General features: G+C 37.4%; 19 protein-coding genes. All 19 read right to left on the reverse strand.

The genetic code is table 11. The annotated features are described in order from the left end of the window. Positions 1–23: 23 nt before the first annotated feature. Positions 24–374, reverse strand: a complete 351-nt coding sequence (locus HNP38_RS12415; RefSeq protein ID WP_184189967.1) for a hypothetical protein — start codon at positions 372–374, stop codon at positions 24–26. A 19-nt stretch (positions 375–393) separates the two neighbouring features. Beyond that, positions 394–3,105, reverse strand: a complete 2,712-nt coding sequence (locus HNP38_RS12420; RefSeq protein WP_184189969.1) for a hypothetical protein — start codon at positions 3,103–3,105, stop codon at positions 394–396. Continuing rightward, a complete protein-coding gene (locus tag HNP38_RS12425; RefSeq protein ID WP_184189971.1) occupies positions 3,092–3,460 on the reverse strand; it encodes a hypothetical protein in 369 nt (122 codons plus the stop codon). Before HNP38_RS12425 ends, HNP38_RS12420 begins: the two co-directional genes overlap by 14 nt. 15 nt (positions 3,461–3,475) lie before the next feature. Further along, positions 3,476–7,543 (reverse strand): hypothetical protein, encoded by a 4,068-nt coding sequence (locus HNP38_RS12430; RefSeq protein WP_184189973.1) that lies wholly within the window; start codon positions 7,541–7,543, stop codon positions 3,476–3,478. 41 nt (positions 7,544–7,584) lie between these two features. Further along, positions 7,585–8,943: a leucine-rich repeat domain-containing protein gene (locus HNP38_RS12435; protein WP_184189975.1), complete on the reverse strand. Its 1,359-nt coding sequence runs from the start codon at positions 8,941–8,943 to the stop codon at positions 7,585–7,587. Between the two features lie 553 nt (positions 8,944–9,496). Next, the gene (locus HNP38_RS12440) at positions 9,497–9,925 is read right to left on the reverse strand and encodes an NUMOD4 domain-containing protein (protein WP_184189977.1); all 429 of its coding nucleotides are present in this window, start codon (positions 9,923–9,925) and stop codon (positions 9,497–9,499) included. Positions 9,926–9,974: 49 nt separating this feature from the next. Continuing rightward, positions 9,975–10,484 carry an NUMOD4 domain-containing protein gene (locus tag HNP38_RS12445; RefSeq protein ID WP_184189979.1) on the reverse strand — a complete coding sequence of 170 codons (510 nt, stop codon included), beginning with the start codon at positions 10,482–10,484 and terminating at the stop codon, positions 9,975–9,977. 937 nt (positions 10,485–11,421) lie between these two features. Beyond that, positions 11,422–12,102, reverse strand: a complete 681-nt coding sequence (locus HNP38_RS12450) for a hypothetical protein (RefSeq protein ID WP_184189982.1) — start codon at positions 12,100–12,102, stop codon at positions 11,422–11,424. A 5-nt stretch (positions 12,103–12,107) separates the two neighbouring features. Continuing rightward, positions 12,108–13,592 carry a hypothetical protein gene (locus HNP38_RS12455; RefSeq protein ID WP_184189984.1) on the reverse strand — a complete coding sequence of 495 codons (1,485 nt, stop codon included), beginning with the start codon at positions 13,590–13,592 and terminating at the stop codon, positions 12,108–12,110. Between the two features lie 27 nt (positions 13,593–13,619). Then, entirely contained in the window at positions 13,620–14,291 is a 672-nt protein-coding gene (locus HNP38_RS12460; RefSeq protein WP_184189986.1) for a hypothetical protein, read from the reverse strand. Continuing rightward, positions 14,245–15,429, reverse strand: coding sequence for a hypothetical protein (locus HNP38_RS12465; RefSeq protein ID WP_184189988.1), 1,185 nt, complete (start codon positions 15,427–15,429; stop codon positions 14,245–14,247). The genes HNP38_RS12460 and HNP38_RS12465 overlap by 47 nt, the downstream gene beginning before the upstream one ends. Continuing rightward, the gene (locus HNP38_RS12470; RefSeq protein WP_184189990.1) at positions 15,419–16,255 is read right to left on the reverse strand and encodes a M23 family metallopeptidase; all 837 of its coding nucleotides are present in this window, start codon (positions 16,253–16,255) and stop codon (positions 15,419–15,421) included. The genes HNP38_RS12465 and HNP38_RS12470 overlap by 11 nt, the downstream gene beginning before the upstream one ends. 27 nt (positions 16,256–16,282) lie before the next feature. After that, complete coding sequence (locus HNP38_RS12475; RefSeq protein WP_184189992.1) at positions 16,283–18,271, reverse strand: type IV secretion system DNA-binding domain-containing protein; 1,989 nt, start codon at positions 18,269–18,271, stop codon at positions 16,283–16,285. Positions 18,272–18,358: 87 nt separating this feature from the next. After that, a complete protein-coding gene (locus HNP38_RS12480) occupies positions 18,359–19,249 on the reverse strand; it encodes a DUF4138 domain-containing protein (RefSeq protein ID WP_184189994.1) in 891 nt (296 codons plus the stop codon). Continuing rightward, the gene (gene traM / locus HNP38_RS12485; RefSeq protein WP_184189996.1) at positions 19,246–20,508 is read right to left on the reverse strand and encodes a conjugative transposon protein TraM; all 1,263 of its coding nucleotides are present in this window, start codon (positions 20,506–20,508) and stop codon (positions 19,246–19,248) included. The genes HNP38_RS12480 and traM overlap by 4 nt, the downstream gene beginning before the upstream one ends. Next, the gene (locus tag HNP38_RS12490; RefSeq protein ID WP_184189998.1) at positions 20,505–20,885 is read right to left on the reverse strand and encodes a hypothetical protein; all 381 of its coding nucleotides are present in this window, start codon (positions 20,883–20,885) and stop codon (positions 20,505–20,507) included. Before HNP38_RS12490 ends, traM begins: the two co-directional genes overlap by 4 nt. A 2-nt stretch (positions 20,886–20,887) precedes the next feature. Beyond that, the gene (gene traK / locus HNP38_RS12495; protein ID WP_184190000.1) at positions 20,888–21,502 is read right to left on the reverse strand and encodes a conjugative transposon protein TraK; all 615 of its coding nucleotides are present in this window, start codon (positions 21,500–21,502) and stop codon (positions 20,888–20,890) included. Positions 21,503–21,504: 2 nt separating this feature from the next. After that, positions 21,505–22,677 carry a hypothetical protein gene (locus HNP38_RS12500; protein ID WP_184190002.1) on the reverse strand — a complete coding sequence of 391 codons (1,173 nt, stop codon included), beginning with the start codon at positions 22,675–22,677 and terminating at the stop codon, positions 21,505–21,507. Positions 22,678–22,692: 15 nt separating this feature from the next. Continuing rightward, the gene (locus HNP38_RS12505) at positions 22,693–23,511 is read right to left on the reverse strand and encodes a hypothetical protein (RefSeq protein ID WP_184190004.1); all 819 of its coding nucleotides are present in this window, start codon (positions 23,509–23,511) and stop codon (positions 22,693–22,695) included.

Consider the following 23,511-nt stretch of genomic DNA (forward strand, 5'->3'; position numbering starts at 1 on the left):
TTTGTTGAAGAATTAAATTCGTATTATTTATAATCAAACCTATCCTCATCTGGGTACCAATAGGTATTTAAAGCAGTAACTAATGTTCCATTTTCATAGGCTTTTAGATAATCTTCTAATCTACCTGCGGTACCAAAACCAACTACCCTCCCTGTTTTTTTTTCTACTAAAAAAGAGGCATTGCCTACTAATGTTTTATTAAAATTTCCCGTTAAAAGAAATTCTTTAGACTGATAATCATAAATATTTCCATAAGGTTTTTTAATAATCCTTTCTGTTAATATTACTACTTCAATATCCGCCCCCCCAAATTTTTCTGCTCTACTTTTTAAATAGCGTTCTGCTATACTTAGCATTTCTTGATCTGTTAACATAAAATCAATTTTTAAATTATTACTTTCTTACTTTTGTATATTTAAACTCTAGATAATTTCTTTGAAGAAAGTTACGAGCTTTACTACTAGTCACATCATAAATTACGTATTCGCCCGTTTGACCGTCAAATAAATGCAATTCTCCACCCTTTTTCATTCCCACAAAAAAATGACCTTTAGTGGATTCTTCAATTGTTCCTTTTATGCGAACCTTCTCTTTAATACCATATACTACCACGATGTCTCCTTCTGCCATTAATTGTTTCATTCTTGGAATGGTTGAAGGTTGAAAACTTCCTCCCCCACACTTTGCCGCTACTACTTCTATGTCTTGATATCCTGATGGTTCAGCTAATCTTAGTTTCCCTGTTTTCAAAAACTCAACTACAACTTCTGCGGTATTACCACAATTTTCGTAATCTACTTGTTTCACAGCATTACCTACCGATTTATGGTTAAAATAAGGCATCGCCTCTTTTATATGATCAAAAGGTTTTGCAGTTATTTTTGAGAATTGTTTTAACCCTTCTTCAAATGCTTTTACCTCCTTCTTAACTGTCGTAGCTACTATTGATTCACCATATGCACCTCCTTCATGTTTCAGTTCTTCTAAAACTTCGCCCAACCGCTTTTGGTTCTTCTTCAGATTTTGGTAAAACTCTAAAACCTTTTTATCGTTAGGTGTACCCTGTATCAGCTTTTCACCTTTATATACTAAAGCATATTCTTTCTCTCCAATCTCTACTAAGATAGCACCTTTTTCATACAACGGTAAAAAGCTATCATACTTTCCAAAAGCAAAAGCTGTGGCTTTAGAGATTTTATCACTGTTGTAGGCTAAAATCTTCACGCTTATTTCCGTACTGGGTTTCAGCGTGTTCCCTGCAAAGGTAAGAATTTCTCTTTCCAACAGGATTTTACCCAGACTTTTTTCATAAGCCTGCAAGAGAGGGCTTCCACTTTTCAGTGCTTCTAAATAGCAAAATACGCTTTTGGCAAAAACCTGCTCTACCATTGCTGCCGATGCTAAGGTCAAGCCTCCGACCAAATATACCTTATTCCAAGTGTCCAGAAATTCTTTCCCTCCGGGACTCTGCTCAATGTCTTCTCTGTTAGCTGTAATACCAATATCTGCCAAAGCAAGACCAATTCCAATGGCTTCAGCTGCAATTCCTATGGCTCCTCCAGCTGGGAAAAAGACGACTCCCAACACAATAGCAAGTACATCAAATCCTATACGTATAGCATCAGCTCTTAATTGCTGGTCTCTTTCTTCTGCGAAAGCTTTAATGGTCATAGCAGATACAAACGGAAAAGGAGCCTCTTTAATATCTGCATACTTGATACGGACGATATCCATAGGATGATACAGGTTTCCTTCTTCAGTTTCTTCAAGATAATAGGATGTTACTTCTTCTGAACTTCCAGGACTTCCAGGGACTATTCCGGGAGTGTAAACGGTTTTTCCTTCTGCTTTCTTTTTCATTTGCTGTAGAAAGAACTCATTATCTTTTTCACCCTGAAAAACACTTCCCGAAGAGACAGCATAATCATTTCCTATGGTAAATTCCTCATCAAGAATTCTTAATCCATTGAAAGCATTATCAATACAAAGAGCCGTAATAAAATTGGCAAACAGGGTTTTGTTGCTCCATTCCTTACCATCCAGTACAGAAGTTTTATTCATATTGCCAAAAATGCGCTTTACCATCGCCTGATCATTTTTGAAGCTTTCAAAAAGAAATGAACTGCTTCGAAAAATTTTCAACAGGTTGAGCAGTGCCCCACTGGAATCTGTTGTCCAGCTAAGGGCTCCCTGATCATCATATTTTACCAGTTTTTCCAAGTGCCCCCAAAGATGTAATTGGGCAGAACTTACAGATTTTACTTTTCCTGTCTTTTTATCCTTAGTAAGGACCGCTTCATTATCAAATTTTCCTTCCAGTTTAGAAAGTAAGCCTTCTATTACGAAATCAGGTATATTTTCATACAGAAACTTTAAAGCGGAAGGATCCTGGGTTTCTTTTACTTTTTCTGTAAAAAGTGTGATAATTTCGTTTTTTGCATCATTCCTCAGCTTAAGTTTTTCAGATAAAGCTACGTATCCATTGCCATCTGATGTACTTATAATAACAGCGTTGTATTTTTTCTCAAGTTCATATTCGCCTGTGGCCTGATTAAAAACTCTTTTGTCTAAATAATCAGTATACACAAACTTCAGTTCAAATAAGATCTCTTCTTTTTCAGGACTCAGATAAAATCGGCTTCCATAATCTTTCAAACTTATAAAGCAGGCCCTATCATTAAGCTCTACTGATAACAATGCTGCTTTTTTTTCATTTCCTCTGGTATATTCAAAATATTTTGGTGGAGCGTAAGTAGTGGTTATGGGAACCATAGTTGAGGGGCTGCTTCCTAAATCGACCGTAGGATTATCCAAAGCATAATTTTGATAATAGAAAAAGAATTTTTCATTTGTCTGATCATCTAAATCATTCAAAAGATCATTCAATTTCATATTTTCAGCATAAAAATTACCGTTGGTTGCTACACATTTGTCATCAGCTTCACCATTTCCAAATTTTTTATCATATGAAATTTCTTCAAAAGATCGGACATCGTTCACTCCTCCAAAAGGATTTTTATTTTCCGTAAAACCTTTGGTTACTTCTTCGAAAGAAAGTATTTTGTACTGGGATAAATCTCCGAATTCGTCATCAAATTTTTCCATTTTCTTTGTTTTTATTCATTAAACATTCGAGTTCATTGACAGGATAGATTTGTTTGATCGTCATATTTCCTGTAAACTTTTGGACTTGATGTTCATCCAACACCAAAAGATCCAGATGATAGTTTTCATCCACCAAAACCGCAGCATTTTTCAGCTTACATCTTGCCTGCACCAATATATCCCAGTCTTTTCCTTCCAACTCATTCCAACGCTCCAGAGCAAGCCTTCCCCTGCTTCCGAAAAGCATGATCTTTTCTACAGCAGTTATTTCATTAATCTTGTCTTTAAGACGTGAGAGGATATAAGGCAGCACTTTATCGTGCTGCCAAATAGCCTTAGGTTTAACCTGACTCATCTTTACAGTTTTAAATTAACTTATAGAACTAACTAAGAATTTGCTTAGAGGAACCTTATCTGCATACTCAGCATTAGGAATACTCAGACCGTTTTTATCTAAGATCCTTCCGCTCGCAGAATTTCCAAGTTCCGGAGTGATCATTTTCAGATAGGTTTCCCCGTCTGTGGTGAACTTTAAGGTATCAGAATCTTCTGTCCTATCCGGTTTTATGAACGTAAATGTCTTAATCTTACTGACATTGATCTTGAATGTAATTCCATCTTCGTTTGTCGGATACGCTTCAACTCCTTCTATAGCAGAAATCTCATCAGCTAAAGCCTCATATAATTTAATAAGAGAATCTGTTGCACTCCATGAAGCATTTCTGTCTATAGTAATGGTATTGCCCATACATTCATATATCCTTGGAAATAGTTGTGCAGTATCCATATGTCCAATAGTTGGATAATATAACCTGTTATCTAAGTTACTAAAGGTAATTTCGATCCATTTATCAGAGGTTTGCCCGATCTGGTTATTGTTTAATTCAAAATTGCTGTTACACATTTCTCCTAAATTATCATCAAACTTTACCCCCGGCTCACAGTTACAAGGCAATGCCTTTTCTACTTTTAAGCCAATGGAATCTGCCTGAAGAATTGTTAAGGATGTAGGAATTTTCTCTCTCCACGGCTCACCTTCTTTGGTGGCTTTTGGCGAACGCAATTCATCCACGATAGATAAGAACAACGGATCATCAATTACCGGAACTTCTCCACCATTCCAGATCTGTCCTGTTGCCTGGAAATGTCTTACCGCCTCTTCAAACCCGGGTCTTACGATAACGATCACTCTTGCCATTCCAGACTGCATAAATGCTCTGAATGTAGGATCGTTATCATCAAACTGATACAGATCGGCCCAAGATTTTCTTTCTCCCCAATAATATGGGTAAAAATAATAGCTCATAATCTCCCACTCAAATGCCTGTTCCATAAATTTGATAAACGCAGCATATTTATCTAATTCCTCATTTACTTTAATATCTGTATTATCAAATGCTTCTGTAGAAGAATTATCATTGGTATAATATCTCTTTTTACCAAAAGTGAGTAGTGCATTTGGATTTTGATCCAGCATGTAAGAGATACAATTTCTTCTTAAAATGGTATTTTCTATTTTTCTGTAGAAGCCAGGATTTGATCCTTTAATCTGAACACCTATCGCTTTTGCATCTGCTAAGGCCGCTTCATATTTCGCAAGCTCTATTTCATACGCTTCCATAATTTTGTTGAATGTTTTTTGCAGCCATCCGTTTTTATATTCTTCCTGCAATACACATTTAATGCTCACTGTAGCATGGAAGAAGTGTGCATTGGTCGTAGCAATAGAAATTGGTACTTCTCTTACAAATTGTAAGAATCCACTAGCACTGTTATCTCCTCCTACAAGCAAGGAATCCCCATTTCCCCAACCATTATAGCCGGCAAAAGAAGTCGCTCTCTTTACCACATAAGACTCCGTGATATAATGTTCCGGAATGGCAATTAGATCCGATTTTGAAGATGCCTGTTTTGATTCCGTAGAAGAGTAATTAATTGCTTTTCCTACATACACTACGGATTCCAGTTTTTCATCTACTTCTACGTTATAATGTCCAAGCCAGTATTTCAATTTTGTTGAATCGGTAAGGGCACTCCAGTCCTTGATCTGCATCGCAGGAGATTCTCTCGGATCAATGGGTTTTACCAATTGGTTCTCTGCAGTATTCATGACCTGCATTCCCATCTTATGGATTTTAGAAGGTTCCGGAATCATGAATTCAAACATCATGCGCTTACCATAATTGTAAATCTGATTTTTCACGACTTTATCCACCCAACGGTAAACTCCCACAACATGATTGCTTCCTTTGGTATTGTCAAAACCGTGTTTGTTGTTTTCTTCATACTCTTCAAGGATCTTGTCAATACGTTCTTCTTTTACTTTGGTAATAATTCTATCCAAAGCTCTTGCTGTAACATCCTTAGCTTCTGTTACCGCTTGTCTGTTGCTTTCTTCCTTGGAGTTGTGAGTGGCATAATTGGCACCCACACTTAATCCATATGATGGTGCTCCTAATTTTCCACCACCCCAGGTAGCATTAAATCCTGTTTGTGCCGCAAAGTCTTTGGATTCCTGAAGGATCTTGGCAACTTCACTCTGCATTTCATGTCTTTCCGTGGAAGTAGTATCGGTCAGCTTTTCTTTTTCAGATTCCGTAGATCTTGTCGTTTGGGATTCACTGCGTTTCAATCGTCTTGTTGCTCTTTCCTTATATTCTCTTGCCATGATGTTTTCGATGTGGGCCACATCTCCTTCCACATAGCAATACGTACTTTGTTCAACTTTTCGATAGTCCGCTATCCCAATATTCTTCATTCCGAAACCGGATGGGATGAATACTCCTGTTGTGACTGTTGGATTTTCTGGGTTTTCCGGATTTTCTGGATCCACAGGGGTAACTTTATTCTTTAAAGTAAATGTTCCCGGACCTTCAAATTTATAGGTATTGTTTGCTGTTACATTTAAAGTGGCCTGCATGATATATACAAGTCCGTCATTAAGGGTAACTTCTCCTTCCAATACGATGATTTCATATCTATCCAGATCTGCAGTGGGAATATTCTCTGTACCACTAAATAAGGTGGTGACATTGGGAGCACCGTAGGTATAGGCCATAGAACCATTAGCTACCTGTTGGCCGCCTGCTTTTAGGGTATAATTTCCACTTACAATATGCTTGGGCTGGTTGATATCTGTAGTAATGATCATGCTGTGGGCAAGCCACGGCTGTTTCACTGTTCTTGCAAAAAAAGTAATGACCGGATTATTATTTACAGAATTACTTACAGGAACCACAACTCCCCCTACTGTTGTGGAAACCTGTGGTGAAAGGACCGTATTACTCAAAACGGTCTGCTGCAACAATTGGTCGTTCTGTTCTATGGTCTGAAAAATTTCTGCAAAAGTAGAAACTCCCTGCAATGCGGTTGCTGCATCAGAAGCTCCAAACACTCTGCTTAAGGTAGCCCCATTTTCCTGTCCTAAATTTGCTGACAATTCTTCGGACTGAATCTCCGGACGATAATCAAATTTAAAGGATGGAACTTCAGGAACAGGAACATACCTTAAGTTAGATAATCCTTCTTTATTGTCGGCTGCAATATAGATCTCTTTCTGATATTCCTGCTCTTTTACTGCATTGTCATATTCTGCCAGTATGGGTCTTACTTCTTCCTGATATCTTTCATAAGCTTCTTTATAGGCCTGTTCATATTCTTTTTGGTAAGCTTTTTGCAGTTTTTCCAAAGCTGTTGTTAAATCCTGATTTTCCTTAAGATGGATGGTCGCTTCGGCAAACTTCATACTACTTTCTGCAAACACAGCACGTGAGGTATTATTTCCACCCGGAGAGTTTGAAGATGTCACAGCTTCTGCTTTGAACAGTTCTTTTGGAAGAACTACTTTGGCTTTTATGACATCGTTATATACCTCTTCATCCGATCCGTTATACTTCCTGAGAATGTGATCCAAATGCAAATACTGTATGAGTGTTTCTTTAGCATAGAAATCTTTTTGCATGACTACCTGATAGATCAGATTATCCCAAATTTTAGAATCCATAAGGATTGCCTGATGTTGTAGTGTTTTGTAATCGTTGATTTTAGCATCAAATTCTTCTTTTGTTGCTGATGCTTTGTTTCTTGCAACCCAAACAGCCAACTCATAGAATGCCGGATCCAGTGTTTTTAAATAGTCTTCGGTTAGTATTGTTAATCCTGTAGGCTCTTCACATACCCCTCGTAAGGTTGCTCCAGCTTCTACCCTTTCATCAATGATGCCTTTTTGGGTCTGATAATCTCTGAAGATAAATCTTCTTTCTTTGTTTTTAGGGTCAGATAATTCAGCATTACGCATGGTGGCAAATCTGAATAAAGTTTGTGTTGAGTTGTTGGTTGTATTCATATTGTTTGTTGATTGATAGTTAATAATACCTTCTCCAATGAAGGATTCCCCGATGGTGAATTCGGGAGTTGTTGATGTATTGTTTGTTGACATGATGATAATATTTGTGTTTGAAAATTTGCTTTGGCGTGTTTTTATCCTATCATTTCCCCACCGATTACCTCTACGTTACCATCGAAAGATGCGTGATAATATTGAGTATTGCTTCCTAAAGTAACCTGAGTAAGCTGATTATTCCCAAAAGCAAAGGATTTGATCAGAGCAACATTTTCCGGAATTATGACACTGGTCAGCTCATTGTCTGCAAAGGCCAATTCCTCGATTGTAAGAGAAATATTAGGAAGCTCCAGCTGAGTAAGCTTATTCTTTCCAAATGCATAATAACCGATACTCTCAACACTTTCAGAGATCCTAACTTCTGATAGTTGATTATTGTAGAACGATAAACTTCCGATCTCTGAAACCCCGTGAGGAATTTCAATTCCTGATAACTGTTTGTCTTTGAAAAGCTCTGCCGGGATTTTAGATAATCCTGATGATAAGGTAACTTCTTTCAGAGGATTGTTCATGAAAGCATGCTGGCCGATTTCAGTAACGGTATTGGGAATAGAGATTCGTTCAATCTGATTGTCTAAAAAGGCATAATTTCCAATTTTGGTTAATCCTGATGATAAGGTAACTTCTCTTAAGAGATTGTTCTGAAATGCAAACTGACCGATTTCAATAACCGCAGGCGGAATAACAAGGGTTGAGAGCTGGTTATAGGCAAAAGCATAGTCCCCAATTCTAGCCACATGATCAGGTAAAGAAATTGCTGTTAATTGATTATTAGAGAATGCACCATATCCTATATAAGTGATACCAGATGGTAGATCAACAGACACTAGCCTGTTACTCGAAAAGGTAGCGTCTTCAATACCTTGTATGTTTTGAGAAATTCTTACTTCACTAAGTAAGTTAGTATTAAATGCATTGCTTCCAAGATAGGTAACACTATCCGGAATAGTAACTCTAGTCAATTTATTAACCGAAAATGCATTGCTGCCAATAGAGGTGACACTTGATGGAATGGTAAGATTTTCCAGAATGTTGTTATTAAATGCGGAATATCCAATAGAAGTCAGATTGTCAGGTAAGTCAATATTCATAAGTCGATTACTCGCAAAGGAGCTATTTCCAATAGTGATAACTGAATCCGGTATTTCTACCTCTGTTAATTTCATATCATAGGCAAAATTATCCGGAACACTTAAGGTGCCTTCTTTAATGATAAGCTTCTTGGTCAGATAGGATTTCAAGGAAGCTTTTCCATCGGCATCAATTTCTGCATAGATATGGCTCGGATTGGGAAGTCCATCTTCTAAACCACTAATCTTCTCCATAGTAATTTTCTCCTCTTTATGCCAATAGGAATCCTGCCACTGCCAAAAATCCTCCTGTACTGGCTTATCCCCATTTTCAAACAGGTTTTTTAATTCTTGCTTTGATTTCATTTTTGTGTAAATTTGTTTGGTTTTTAAAAAGTTAAGGTTTGAAGACTCTTTTTAGTAGAGCTGCTTCAGGTTTTAGCCTTATTTTTTAAGGTGGTGTCCGGCAATGGATATCCACCTTAATTTTTAATAGATGTTTTCACTCCTGTGTTTTTTAGTAATGCAAAGATCCTTCGTGAATACGACAGAACGTGTCGTATTAAAAAGGATTTAATTTTTTTAGAAATTTTATTGAAAGTATTGATATTCAATATCAAAATATTCCGCATTATACTTAGCAGATGTTTTTAATGTCATTCCGTACACATTTAAAGCTTTCTTATACAAAAGCTTGACATGACTTACAATTAGCCCGAATTATTCTTTAATTACGAAGAAAGGCAGGGGAATATGAGGTAAAAAGGGGTTAAAATTATTTTCATGGTTAGGTTTTTAGGATAATAAAAGTATAAATTCTTTTTTTGCTATGAAAACTGTATTTTGTTAATTTTTAGTTAATTAAAGGGTTAAATACCTACTTAGGATAAATGTGTAGAAACCTTCAAAATTGACCATCTTAATCCTGCGAAATTAATTTAGTATAAAAATAATATGATTTATTATCCGGCTTATGTACAAAAAGTGAGATGATATGCTCCTTCCAAAAAGTTTTGTTTCTGTTTTCAGTCCAGGTGTTCAGCCGCTTTATTCTTCCTTTATTGGAGATGGCAAAATACTCTTCAAGATCAGGAACCAGTGTCCATTTTTCACCAAGAAGATCTTTCAACGACAAATTCATACAAGCAGGCGGATTGCTTTCATCAATTGGTGGTTGCCCAAGCCTTTTCCAAAGACTTGTATTGAGTACTTTTTCCGGTTTACTTTTAGTTTCCGGGATAAAATCTTCTTTAATAGGTGTATAGCCTTTTACAAACCACCGATATTTTCCAGCAGTAGTCTTTTTATTATTGATGACAGGCAGAATATAGGTGGGATGAATTCCCAAAGTTTCACTTGTTGCATAAATACTTTCGTAGCTGGCGACAAAATCATCATCAACTGTGTATTAGCTCACTGCCTGCTGATAATTTCCCTTCTTCCCCACCTGTGTTCAGTGCATCACTCTGTATCTCATTGGCAGTTGCCCTTTCCAAATTACTAAAATGTACATTAAACCTATTTTCATCTTTAAAAGATATTCGAAATGAAAGATCGTCTATATCAAATTTTTCAACAAAATGATAATAGACCAAACGGGCTACCGACTTTCCATATACTCTTCCTTCAACACAAAGGTTACATCTCACATTATAAAAATGAGCTTTTAGGTGTTTATTAAAATATCTAAAAGCTTGTGGTTTCATAATCCTATCCAATATTTTCTGCTCTCCTCCATTGGGAGCTGAAACCCACCGCTCCAAACTTTTTATTCTACCATAATTAGAAATAGCATAATTTTCAAAATCTTCTATCAACTTCCATTCTTCATCCGAAAGATCTTCCAGCGAAAGATTGGAAAGGACTGTGTTTACATATTCATCTCCTAATTCAGTAGGTAGTTTCATAAGTCGAAAATTTCTATTGTAAATTACTTTGATATAATTCAATATCTAATTTAACGAAATTTTATAAGATCAAAGAAATCTCTCGTTTTGGCTAAGATTATACCCGTATAACTTAAAATTTTTAATTAGTGTTAATTCCCGAAACAGTACGTCTTTATTCCTGAAAAGCACCAATAACAGCTTTTATTCCAATGCCCATCCCCCTAAATTGCACCTCGGAACTGCAGTACAATTTCCGATAAAAACACATTGATTATCAATTCTGCAATGAGAATCCAATAACTTAAAATATTTTAAATTATGATTGATAATTCAATTAAAAAAAAGGTCTAAAAATAGATCTTGCTACCGCTTTTATTAACTTTAATCAATTTAGAAAAGGAAAGATCTTTTATTTTCTACTAAGAGGAAGAAGCAGGAAATCTTCCGAGAGGTTCATGTTTTCATTTGTCCTATTGACAAAGGGTAAAAAAAATAAGAAGATCAAAATTAAGGTTAATACTCCTTTTAAAATGGGAGAAGTTACTCTTATCAATGGTTTGCTTCTCATTGGCAGTAAAACTATCCAATTTGATCTATTTGTACAGGAAGATGAATCTTATTTGTTAATAAATGAGCATCTGTTTAATCTCGCTGGTGGGGAAATTATTAAGATTGAAATTTCTAAAAAGGCTCCGAAAATACAACAATACAATTTTCAAAGCTTCTTGACCATATTACTTACTCATTAGTAGAAAATAAAAATCCCAGGCTTAAATATTAGTCTGGGATTTATAAATAGTTAAATCTAATCGGAAATTTTTGAAAATCGAAATATTACAAAGGAAACATTTGAAAACGAAACCCAGCTTACATCAATATCACTGTATCTTTCCGTTATTTGTGATCGAAGTATTAATAGTCTAAGGAAATATGGTCTGGATTATTTTTTATTTTTTCAGTAAATACTATCAACAGCACGATTATATTGAAAAATCTCCTCTGCTTCTTTATCCAGATATTTTCTTGGCAAAAGTATTACCGTGGTAAAGAGATCTCTTTTTTTATCATAACTGTCAATACGCTCAAGTCTGCCCCCGTAATCGCGGTCCGCAATTGGATTAAGAGAGTATGGGAGAATAGTGTCAGTTTTGTTGATGTAAAAAATGCTGAAATTTTCTTTAGAGGCGATCTGAAAACGTTTAAATGCTTTTCTATTGTACAAAATTGTATCTGTTAAATTCCTTCTGTTTTCATAACCATAGATCGGAATATTTATCCAAACAGCTCCCGATTTTTTATTGAATAGATTTTTCCGGATGTCAGAAAGTTGTTTTTCTTTGAAAACAAGAACTTTGCCTTCCATTTTATTGCCAACATCAAAATATACTGAATCCCTGATATAATATACTCTGTCTGTAATTTCCGGCAGGTGAATATTTGGAACCAGCTCAATAATATCACTATCCCAATAATTAATTTTTGAAATGATAATCTGCTGATGGTCATCCAGCCCCTTAGAAGCATTGTAGTAAATATTGGTAATTACATCAATACCTCCCTTTTCACTCCGGATTTTGCTGTCTTTATTGCAGGAAACGAAAAGGGAAAAGATTACCATTAAAAAGCAATTTTTCATAGCTGTTACATTTTACGCGAATAATTTTGCTGGTTTTTCACTTCCTTTGTCTCAGAATTATCCTTTTGAAAGGCTTGTTCATTAGAATTGACCCGCTTCATTTTGCTATCGTACAAATTGAGCATTTTGTACTGGGGATTAAGGATTGCTTTTCCTTCTGTCACTTTGTTATTCTGATCCGAGAACTTTACTGAAACAATATTTCCCTTTTCCAGTGATTTTTGGGTAATCTCTTTATGCTTTTCATCATCAAAAACCAATTTGGACTTAGCCATAATTCTTTCCACATCAATGCCATAATTTTTATTAAATACCTGGAGTTTGAAATTGCCTTTTTCATTTTTTTCTTCGCCCAGCTGAAGCTTTATAAAAGCATCTTCTTTTTCATCAGAATGCTTACTATTAATTTCTGTTTTTACCGACCTTCCTTCAAGAAGATTAATGGCTTCTTTAGCCGTAATTCTGCCATTTGCTGAAAATGTATGAGTAAGCTCCGTATTCTTTTCTTCGTTCTTAAGGGTAGCCAGAAAAGTATTAAGATAAACTTTATTGTTTGCAGAAGATTTTTGAAAATTAAGAGTAAATTCTACCTTGCTATTTTTAAAAGAAGCTTTATCTGAAGTGATTACCATAGAAAACTCTTTGACTCCTGAACCTGTCTTTTTTGCCAACTCTTTATGCATGGCAGGATCTTCACCCATTCCGAGATATTTGATTTGGTCTTTCAGGTATCCAAAGTTTGTTTTTTCTTTCTGTTTAGCCGGTGCTTCATTCTGTTGGGATTCAGTCCGTTTAGCCTCTTCATTATCCGTTTCTTCTTTTGCCTGGATATTATTTTTCTGTGCTTTTTCATATTCCGATTGAACGGTCTCAAGAATGTTTCCTTTCTCTGTTTTTTCTTTCGGAATTTCAAAGGAAGCACCGTTGATATTTATGCGGAGGCTTTCCTTTTCTTCAAGCTTTTGACCTGCTTTTTGAATCTGAGTGGTCAGATTAGCAGGAGTAGACATTTTATCAAAGAATGGTTTTTGCTGTCCAGGCAAATTTATTTTTACCTGTAAATCTGCTTTTTTGCTTTCAAAAGGGTTATTTTTCATAATTTCTAATTTTTGATTGTTTGGGTTATAATTAATTTTTTTTACCTCAGAAATCTTACTAAAGGGCTCTTCCAGTTCGTGAGCAGTAATTTTATCACTGCTTTCTTTAAATTGGAAAGATTGTAATTGAGATATTAATTGCACTCGTTCTTTGTCATTTTGAATGGTTATCTCAAACTTTTCACCTGAAGTGTTAAAGGGGATTAAAACAATTGGAATCCCTTCAAACATTCCTTTTTTGCTGTGAAGCACCTCCATTAAAGACCGAAAAGAGCTAATTTCAGTATAAACAGAACCTCCTTTTCCTTCTCTTAGCCAAATACTTCTGCTCCCATTTTTATAATAACCGGATAATATTTTAGCCTCAGGTTCAAAATCTGTATTAGCCTCCATAATTTGATATTTTTAAAATTGTTGAATTTACCACGCTAGTCTTTGACGATCTATGTAGTATGATAAAAAGTGGTTGCGGATATAGTATTTCCGGTCATTAATTCCCAACAGGAAACTAATCCTGGATTTACTGATCTGCTCGAAGCCAATCTCTATCTGTATGTCTTTATACTGGATTTTTAGAAAATTTTTGTTATTATATTTTACCATTCTGTATGTAATTCCCTTATCCAGAAGTTCGAGGTATAAAGCGACCATATCAAAGTTTTCTAAGGAATGAAAAAAAAGGAGCCTTGGAATATTCTGCTTATTTTGGATATAATTCCTAAGCAGATAGGATGTAATAAATTGATTGCTTTTTATTCCTGAAATAATAATGCTAGCATTTCTGAAATAATCTTCTTTCTTTACCTGAAAAAATAGTATTGCTTCCTGAATATACCGGAAGCAATACATATTGTAAATCAGCATATCCCCGAAAGGATTGATGATCTTATAAAAATCCTCTGTTTCTATACTTGTAAAATCACGATAAACGATACACCATGAGTTTTCATTACTTCCGGAAAAATACAGATTGCCGCCCTCACTAATCTTCCCCTCGAATAATTGAAGGGTCTCTAAATCCAGCTGCATTGCTATAAACTTAATATTATCTTCCTCTAGAAAAAGAGGTTGATTTTCGGCTATCTTCTTCATTTCTCCTTTCCTCTTCTTTCTTCTGATTGGCATCTTCAAACAGGTCAGGATCACCCCCCTTTAGCCTTACGGCATCATCATTCTTTTCCTGATTCTGATTTTCAGAAACGGCGGCCTGGACATTGGAAATTTCCTTTCCCACAATATTCAAATCGGTAATAATTTGCTTATTATCAGGATACTGCTCTGCTTTGGATTGAAGAAAGCTTTTAAGCTTTTGAAGTTCCGTAAGGTATTTTTGGCTCTCGTGCTGCTTATGGTTTTCTTCCTGAATTTTTGCCAGTTTCTGGATACCTTTAATGATCAGAAATGTAATTCCACCGTCCAGAGCAAGGGAAGTAATGAGCAACACTTTTACTGAAGCTGAAAGGTTCTTTTCATTATCTGCTTTAGGACTGAGCTGGATTGTGGTTTCATCATCTAATTTTATCTCTTTTCCCTTACGCAGCAACTGGAGCTGTTTTTCCGACAGCGTATGTCCGTTTACCGTTTGCAGCTCATATTTGATAGTATCAATATCTTTGATGGTTTTGTCTTTTGCGTCTAATTCAAAAAGTCTGGATTGGAACTCTTTATTTTTTTCGTCAAAAGGACGAATGATAAAAAGATTATCATATCTGGTAATCTCCTTTATTTCTCCATCTACATTGGCATTAAGGACAGCTTTCTCGATTCCGGTCTGGGTAATCTGGACCTTCTCTCCAATTTTAAAGCTTTTGAGGCTCTCTTCCAGTTTATTACCGAAAAATCTCGTTTTTCCTCTATCATTTTCAACTTCCACAAAGAGGGTAATTTCGTTTTCAGGATTGTTATTGAAATGGCTTTTCCCGATATGGGTTATAGTACCATAATCAGCCATTACTTTATAAAGGTTGGTATTCTTAGAAGAAACCTCCAGTAATTCCGCAGAGGACAAATCTTTATGACTAATCCAGTCTTTATTATAAACATTGACACTGAGCTTATCTTCAGCTATTTTAAAGGTCAGCCTGTTTTGATCATTCTCGGCAATAAGGACCCCGCCTTTCAGGAAGTTGTAGACTTCCTGCTGCGAGAGTTTTTTAGAGAACTGGTTGTCTTCAGTCATGATTCCGAATCTCTTTAAATCGTCGGTGAGAAATGTTGTGTTATTTTCCATTGTTATAGTCTGCTAAAGCGTTATTGGTTTGTATTAAATCATTTAAAAATTGAATGGGATTGATATATCTCCCGTTTTCCTTGACAGCAAAGTGCAAATGCGGGGCAGTGCTTTTTCCGGTATTACCACTCAGTGCAATAATATCCCCGGCATAGATGATATCACCTTCAGAAAAAAAAGTCCTTGAAAGGTGCATATAGACGGTCTCAAAATCACCGTGCCGGATTTTAATATAGTTTCCTGCGCCACCACTGTAGCCGGCATCGGATACAGTACCATCCAAAACAGCAAATACATAGTCACTATTTGCACACAGGTCAATACCCGCATGAAACTTTTCTGTTTTATCGACCGGATGAAAGCGGTTCCCATAATTTGAGGTGATAATCATTCTCTGTAAAGGCATAAACACGACCTGCTCCTCTTTAAAATCATAGTTGTCGGCAGTAATCAGGTCCAACTTTTTATACCGCAGTCTTTTCTCTGCTATTTTTTTATGATTTCTTAAAGGCAGATCCTCTTCCGGATCATCGGCTTCCGGTGATAATTCCTTAGAAAAATCTGCCGATTGAACTTTAGATTCTTTTAAGGGCTCTTTTATTTCTATGAGTTCTGAATTCTTTCTTTTTTCTGCTTCCTTTGCTTCCTTTCTTTTCTTAATTACCTCCCCTTCAATGTGATAGAATATAAAATGTCCGCTGAAACGATTCTCAGAAAGCGGGGTAACAGCAATGCTGTTAAGTTTGCCTCTGTAGGAAACCGTATTGAACTGAGAATAGAATTTTGAGAAAAGAAACAAAGGAATGAGGATTATTATTTTTTTCATTTACTTTTTAGGTATTAATAAATTGTATCACGCACTGCGCGAGAATTCCCCGATAATGAGTTCAACTTCCTTGTTAATACGCAGAAAATTGGACATCAGGATTTTGTTTTTGTTGTCATTTCCGGATTCATCCGTAAAGCTGTAATACACCGGAAGGTCAACATAATTCTGCTCTTCGGTTTTGATAGCTTTCATATCAAGGTTAATCTTCCCGTGAATAGCCGAAGTTGTATACTCCTGTGTTTCATTCTGCACGTCTTTGGCTACAATTCCAACCATTTCCCCGGTTCTAAGCCCGGCAATTTTTCCGGCAGGAATAAGGTTATCCATTTTCTCCTGTATGGAAATCGTGGTCTGATTGTTATTGATCGACATCGACTGTGATTTTTGCTTCACCTTTCCGAATACTTTTTCGAGCCAATCAAGAGTGCTTTTATCCCTTGCGCTTCCGCTAAGGATATTCCCTATAATGGCGGTAATGGTATCGGCAACCTCCTTTTTGTAAAACTGCTTAAACTGCGGGATCTCCTGCAACCCTAATAAAACTGCTACTTTATTGCTCCGGGCTGTGGCAATCAGGTTGTCGATTTTATGGATGTAAATGGTCGGAAACTCATCGGCAATAATCCCGCTGGGAAGGTTCCCTTTGGAATTGATCTGTTTGAGTAAACGGTTCAAAACTGTGGAATAAAGCGCCGAGTTAATATCCTGGGTATTGGGATCAGACGCCAGCACCATAATGGTGGGATTTTTATGATCTGAAATTTTTAAATTCACTTCGTCTCCGGAGAATACCCAGAAACTTTCTTTGGTTGCCAGCCTTGACAGGAAGATTTTAAGTGTTCCTATCTGCCCTTCCAGCTGATCAAAAGCTTTATTGTCATAGGCTGACTTAAAGGTTGACAGCAGTGAATGCAGTTCTATATTGGTAAATAGCGTATTGAATATTTCCTCATAGCTGCGGTTCATAAAAGCCAGCAGATGAGGAAGGGTTGAAAATTTCCCATTCTCGTATTTTGCCAGGAATGCAATGCATGAAGAGAGAAAATTAATCGCCGATTGCGTAAAGAATTGGTCGCTCCCGCCTCCGGAACTACCCACTTTTTGTAGCGAAGACACCATCGCCTCTGCCATTTCCTGTGCTTCTGCCAGAGTAGTAAGGTATTCTTTTTTTAAGGGATTCACGCGCCGGGATTTTTCAACTTCATTGAGGTTAATCACCGCAAAATCATAGTTATACTCCTTTTCATGCTGTTTTTTCAATCGGTAATGATAATAGGCAATCTTTCCCAAGTCAGGGTATTTATAGTCATAAATACAAAGACAGAAACCTTTCTGAATCAATTGCCGGATGGCCGGGGCTATAATTCCAAAGGATTTTCCACTTCCGGGAACTCCGATTACGATTGTGCCTTTAAAAGGATTGATGTTGATCCAACCTTTGTTCATCCGTTTGTTATAATAGAACAGATACGGAATGTTGATCGAATAATCAGTATTGATCAGCTCTTTATTCTGATTAAAGCTCTCTTCTTCGATATTCCAACGGTCTTTACCCAGCTTATGTTTCATAATTTTGCCGATATTATCCGCTCCCAATAAGGTAATCAGCACTCCTAAAAATGAGAGAAGCAGATATCCCGCCTGATATATATTGAAATGCGGAGCAAGAAGAATTGCCTCTTTATTAAAAGTGTCATCAATAAACATCAGTGATCCAAACATCATCAGTAACCCGCAAATAATGGGAAGCATAATAGCTTTGGTAATATTGATATTTTGATTTTTCTTCGGCTTTGTCCCGATGGCAATCAGGATAATCAGTACAATTTCTGCAAACTTCGCATGGAGTGGAGGGAATAGAAAAGGCATTTTGGCAAACGACTTTAATAGTTTTGGAAGTATCGGAATTTCGGTTCCACCAAAAAACAAAATGGTACATTCTATTAATACCAGCATATACACCGCTTTCTGAAAGAAGCCGTAAATCTTCTGTTGTTCTTTACTTTCCTGCATAATATGGTCTTTGGTTAAGGATATAAAAAGCAAACAGCCCGGAATTTCCGGGGCTGCACTGTTTGGTTAATATGGCAATATTATAGGTTAGAATGTATCTGCCTGTAAAATATCTGAGTATTTTACTTCCAGGTTGATCGTCCGTCCACTAACCTGATTTTCAATCAGCCGGATGTTCAATACCTTATTATTAGGATAAGTGAATTTTTTGAACACAAAAATATTCCGATAAGATTTTTTGAATCTCTTTACATCATACAATCTAAATACCGGCTCTATCTCTATGGACTGTACATTGGTTGCTTTATAAATTTTCTTGTCATCTATGGAAAATTTCAGCTTTTCAATGTCATAAACGAGATTGGTACTGTTCTTAAAGCTAACATCCAGAAAGACATAATCACCGAAAGTATAGACGCTATTTAATTGTGATATCAGCCCTAAATCCTTATTCTTCCTGAGTAATTTATTTTCCTTTTTTTCAATCAGCTGCATTGAATATTTTCTCAGCTCGGCATTGGACATCTGAAATTCCGGATATTCCAAAGGCTGCATATCCTCTGGCAGAATCTCTTTATTGGTTATAATATGTGAGGAATTATCATCCATAAAAACCAATTTGTACTGCGCCATGAAGGATTGTCCGACAATGGTAACAATACCTAATTCCTGATGATCGTAGTAAGTGATTGGGATATCAACTGTCTTTTTCAGGCTGTCATTTACAAAATGTTTTTCTTCTTCATTTTGCTGAATTTTAATCCTGACCACATTTTCGGCAGGAAGGTCGCCAATGAGACGGCTGGTACTTAAATCTACAAACTGTATGGGTTCGGGGCTTCGGAAATGCAGGTTAACATCCCGGGTAATATTAATCTCGGGAAGGTTATTTTTATACACCTTGGAAAGCACCTGGCTCTGTCCAAAGGCGGATATTGATATAAGTGTTATGGTAAGTATTAATAATAATTTTTTCATGGGTTAAGGGTGGTATTGGTTTTATAAATGCTCTTTTTCTTATTTTCCAGTTCTTTGCTATCAATCAGGTAGACAAAAGAATTGTACTTAATCTTTGCTTTGTTCTTCCGGATCACATCAGCAATGGTCTTGGAAGTGGATTGGTATACAGAGGTCAGCGTGGTTGTGAAAAAATCTGCACCTCCTGTGGATAGGTTTTGCCCCTGCACGATATTTTCACCCATAGAACGTGTCATTTCCCGGAATGCTGAACCGGGTACATATAAGCCTTCCATTCCGTCAATATCATAGATGTTAAGGTTAATGGGAAGGATTTCGTTCTGGTGCATAACAGACACGATATGCAGGTTCACCCGTTGAAGTGAAAACCCACTGATCAAGGCATACAAAGGAGTCCCTTTCGATATTTTGGCATTACCAACATAGACATCTTCCAGAAGACGAATCCTGATCCTGCTTCCGAGAAACCCCTTGATGTTTTCATCAATCACGGCTTTTATAAAAGAACTTTCCTTTTGTTTGTAAATGGAATTGAAATCGGCACTTTTGGACGCTTTGGTTACCTTCAGGGTAGAATTCAAAAAGAAATCTTTTTCCTTTTCATTTTTCTTCATTTTTTCCAATGCCTTGGCCTGATCTTTCAGTTCGGGATTGTTGGCTTTTTCAATGCTGTCCATGAGCATCATTTGCTCGCGCATGAGTGCCATCTGTTCTTTTTTCCAATCCGCGGCTTCATTTTTCTGTTCTCCGGAATTTGTAGTACTGTATTCCTGGCTGTCACCGTTAAGCATTTTGAGCATTTTCATACTTCTGTCATACTGCTCGTCTTCACGCTGCCTGCTTTGCCGGCCGTCCTTTGCGTTGTAATAGGATTGCTGTCTTGCCTGCCGGGAAAGACTGTTCAACCTTTCTTTCTCCCTGGCATAGTTTAAGCTGTCGATATGTCTCTTCTGACGGTCAGAAAGGTTATCATCAAAAGTTTCAAGATTTTCCTGTTCGTTTCCAAAACCGTCAATCATGGTTCTGCCATCCGTCCGCTTGTCGAAAAAATCGGCATAAGCATCGGCTTTACCTTTGATCTCCGAGCGTTCTCCTACATTTCCGAAGTCCGTTGATATATCCTTGCTTTCGGCAAGCTTATTCTTATCCTGCCCTGAACTGGCTGCGAATTGGGTATAAAAATACCCTATCATCAGAACAAATGGCAGAGCAATGAGCGGAAGGATGTACTTGGGTTGTTTTACGTTAAGTTTCTTCATTGCTTATTCTTTATTTGGTATTTATCCAGCAGGTATCTTATCCTTATGCTGTCCGAAGCACTCAGGACTTTTTTTCTGCTATAATAGTCGAGTTCTTTGAGAGCTTCCCTCATATCTAGTATGTTCTCTGCTTCCCTGACGGTTTTACCGAAAGAATTCGTTGCATCCGTCAGGATATTTTGCCTTTTCATCTTTTCATATTCCGGGACTGACACCTTATGTACATAAATAAGGTTCCCAATGGTAAAAAGGACGGAAAAGAAAATGAGTCCGAACATGATATAAAATGTTTTCTTAGGCTGCTTTTCCGCAAAATGCTCCGCTCTTTTCCAGAGCGTGATTTTTTCGTTACTGATTATTTTTTGCTGCTGTTCCATTATTATCTGAATTTTTCTTTAACGGATAGATCCGAGTTATCTAAGGTTTTCCATTTTTCAATCAGTACACCGTGGGGATTGTTCGGGGAACGTGGAATATCCTTTACAAATCCTTCCGTAATCAACTTCCTTACAATAAGCTGTGTTTTCCGGTTAATCGTCTGTGTTCCGTAATAGACAAACTTTAAATTTTGTTCATCAAGCTTTATACTGTCAGCTTTTACGGTCATTACGCTGTTAGAGGAAATGATCTGATTATAGAATCCTTTCTCTTTTAGGTTCATATACTCTTTCATTCCACTGTCATCAATGAGATACAGTGCCCTTTTGGTCTGTTCCCTGATGTAATCATCATCGGCAGACAGGGTGAAAAACAGAGAATGAAAGAGATCGATCTGCGCTTTATACTCTACAGGACGGTTCATGAGCAGATCGGTCTGCTTTACCAGGACCGGAACACCGTTATCAAGTACATATATGGATTTTCTGGCATCCCGGATTTGCAGGTAGGAAAACACAAATCCCGCCATAACCACGATCACGGATAGAACAAGACAACCTATAGAGGTCAGCTGGTTTATTTTTATTTTTTGTTCGATATTTTTTACAAGTCCCATAATTATATTTTCATTAATGATGCGCCTTTGGTGGCGACTGCAATTCCGGCGCGTTTCATCTTAGACATGGCTCCTGTATTGCTGCCCCCTGATGGTATGATATAGTTGGCGAGTGTCGGGACACATAAAATGCCTACAGCCGTAATCAAAAAACACACGATTACGAGTCCAAAGGACATAATGCCACTGCTTGAATAGGTGAGCAGCAGATCCATATTTTTAATACTTCCGTCATTATTGATGATCTGATCGTATCTTTCAATCTCTGCTTCAAAAGCAAAAAGCTGGAGCAGTGTCCCGATCTTCAAAATGATGAATGCTACAAATCCGTATAGGTTGACATTGATAAACCTTGCGACCCACTGCGAGAGGAAGTTGGAAAATGCAGGGAATACCGATAAGCCAACCGGAATTGGGCCGACAATAATCAGAATGGTGGAAAATATCAATTGAATGAAGAATATGCCATATACACATATTCGCAGTATCCATAAGCCAATGAGCTCTAAAGCACTGGAAATCGCCAGTTGAAAGCTAATCTGTAAACGGAGATAAAGTTCATAAACAGGGCTCATCAGGCTGGTAAGGCCGTCTCCCATCATATCTAATCCTTGTTCAATTAAAGACTGGTCTCCCGCCTCCTGCTGCTGAATTTCTGCTTGCGCTTTTGCCTGCTCTTCAACAATTCGGTCTACCACCTGCTGTTGCTTCTTGAACCGTACCCAGCGTAAGGAGTTAAGCTCCTGCTGGCTTTCCACAAAGCTTCCCTCTGATACATCCTGCAATTTCAATAAGGGTGCTCTGAGCAGCCCAACAAAAGACACCCAGTTCATAATCACAAGACCGATGGCAAACGGTTTAAGCATCGGTACGATTTCCCATTCCCTGTCTCCGCTGATCATCTGCCAGCCGATATTTCCAAGATAAAGCAAAGCCCCAACCCCGGCTACAGCCTGTCCGAACAGAATAAACTGTCCATACTCCGCTGTCATAAAGCTATCGTACAAAGGCAGGAACTTTTCGGTAAACCATCCTTCCAGAACGCCTTCACCCTGTAAAAAGTCCATGGCCTTCTGATAGTACTCATCACTATGGGTGTCCTGTGAAAAGACAAGGCAGGGGATAAAGAGAAGCATTAACAGGGTAATGCTTCTTAGTATCATTTTTTGTTTCATAAAATTATTTGTTATTTAGTATAAGTGCCCGGTGAGCACATCCATGAATATTTCAGCATCACGCCGTTCTTTGGTAATCTTTCTGGGATTCTTGGTTTTGTAGCTTTCCAGCCTGGCTTCAGCTTTCAGCCTGTTTTCAGCCTGAGCGTTCAAATAAGCAAGGTATTTCCTCATCTTTCTCCACTCGATCAGGCAGTCATGATACGCAAGGATACGTTTGCCTCTGGGCATATCAACCGTTTTAGCAATTTTATATTTGTCCTGCATGACATCAATCTTTCGTCTGCATTCCCCGATAATCCCATAATTGTTGAAGCGCTCCCATGCTTTATAGGAGGTAAACCCCCATTGATACGGAACCGGAGAATTGGTATCAAAATTGTCCAGACTTTTGAGCATATGTTTATAATACAGCAAGTACAGGGGATCTGCTGATGAAGTAGCACTTGTATAGTGATAAAACTCTTTAAGGTTCTCTTCATAGGTGTTTTTTGCTTCCTCTTGAATGTCTTCTGTTTTATCCTGCTGCACAAGGGTTGTGGCATACCGCTGGTTTTGAAGCCCCCACGGACCTAATGGCCGGATATCGCTGCCACCTTTGTAATCGCGGTTACGGCTTGGTGCTAGCCACCCCCAAACCATAGCATAGGCATAATTGGTCTGAATTCCCAAAAAATATTTCGGTTTGGGCTGCCAGTCGCCCCACTCGTAGAATACCTGCCGCTTTTCCTGCCCTACGATATGCTTGTCTTTTATCCTCTTAATGCTTTGCCCTTTCCATTCAGTAAAGGGGAGCAATAGGATGATAAGGGTCAGAATTAGAATATTTTTCAT

This window comes from Chryseobacterium defluvii, from assembly GCF_014204415.1.
Classification (GTDB): Bacteria; Bacteroidota; Bacteroidia; order Flavobacteriales; family Weeksellaceae; genus Chryseobacterium; species Chryseobacterium defluvii_A.

Bases quoted from the DNA above. Each gene is read 5' to 3' on its own strand.
- HNP38_RS12465 (WP_184189988.1), bottom strand. From the start codon at position 15,429: ATGGAAAATAACACAACATTTCTCACCGACGATTTAAAGAGATTCGGA.
- HNP38_RS12500 (WP_184190002.1), bottom strand. From the start codon at position 22,677: ATGAAACAAAAAATGATACTAAGAAGCATTACCCTGTTAATGCTTCTC.
- HNP38_RS12435 (WP_184189975.1), bottom strand. From the start codon at position 8,943: ATGAAATCAAAGCAAGAATTAAAAAACCTGTTTGAAAATGGGGATAAG.
- HNP38_RS12475 (WP_184189992.1), bottom strand. From the start codon at position 18,271: ATGCAGGAAAGTAAAGAACAACAGAAGATTTACGGCTTCTTTCAGAAA.
- HNP38_RS12415 (WP_184189967.1), bottom strand. From the start codon at position 374: ATGTTAACAGATCAAGAAATGCTAAGTATAGCAGAACGCTATTTAAAA.
- HNP38_RS12470 (WP_184189990.1), bottom strand. From the start codon at position 16,255: ATGAAAAAAATAATAATCCTCATTCCTTTGTTTCTTTTCTCAAAATTC.
- HNP38_RS12450 (WP_184189982.1), bottom strand. From the start codon at position 12,102: ATGAAAAATTGCTTTTTAATGGTAATCTTTTCCCTTTTCGTTTCCTGC.
- HNP38_RS12420 (WP_184189969.1), bottom strand. From the start codon at position 3,105: ATGGAAAAATTTGATGACGAATTCGGAGATTTATCCCAGTACAAAATA.
- HNP38_RS12430 (WP_184189973.1), bottom strand. From the start codon at position 7,543: ATGTCAACAAACAATACATCAACAACTCCCGAATTCACCATCGGGGAA.
- HNP38_RS12480 (WP_184189994.1), bottom strand. From the start codon at position 19,249: ATGAAAAAATTATTATTAATACTTACCATAACACTTATATCAATATCC.
- HNP38_RS12425 (WP_184189971.1), bottom strand. From the start codon at position 3,460: ATGAGTCAGGTTAAACCTAAGGCTATTTGGCAGCACGATAAAGTGCTG.
- traK (WP_184190000.1), bottom strand. From the start codon at position 21,502: ATGGGACTTGTAAAAAATATCGAACAAAAAATAAAAATAAACCAGCTG.
- traM (WP_184189996.1), bottom strand. From the start codon at position 20,508: ATGAAGAAACTTAACGTAAAACAACCCAAGTACATCCTTCCGCTCATT.
- HNP38_RS12505 (WP_184190004.1), bottom strand. From the start codon at position 23,511: ATGAAAAATATTCTAATTCTGACCCTTATCATCCTATTGCTCCCCTTT.
- HNP38_RS12455 (WP_184189984.1), bottom strand. From the start codon at position 13,592: ATGGAGGCTAATACAGATTTTGAACCTGAGGCTAAAATATTATCCGGT.
- HNP38_RS12460 (WP_184189986.1), bottom strand. From the start codon at position 14,291: ATGAAGAAGATAGCCGAAAATCAACCTCTTTTTCTAGAGGAAGATAAT.
- HNP38_RS12445 (WP_184189979.1), bottom strand. From the start codon at position 10,484: ATGAAACTACCTACTGAATTAGGAGATGAATATGTAAACACAGTCCTT.
- HNP38_RS12490 (WP_184189998.1), bottom strand. From the start codon at position 20,885: ATGGAACAGCAGCAAAAAATAATCAGTAACGAAAAAATCACGCTCTGG.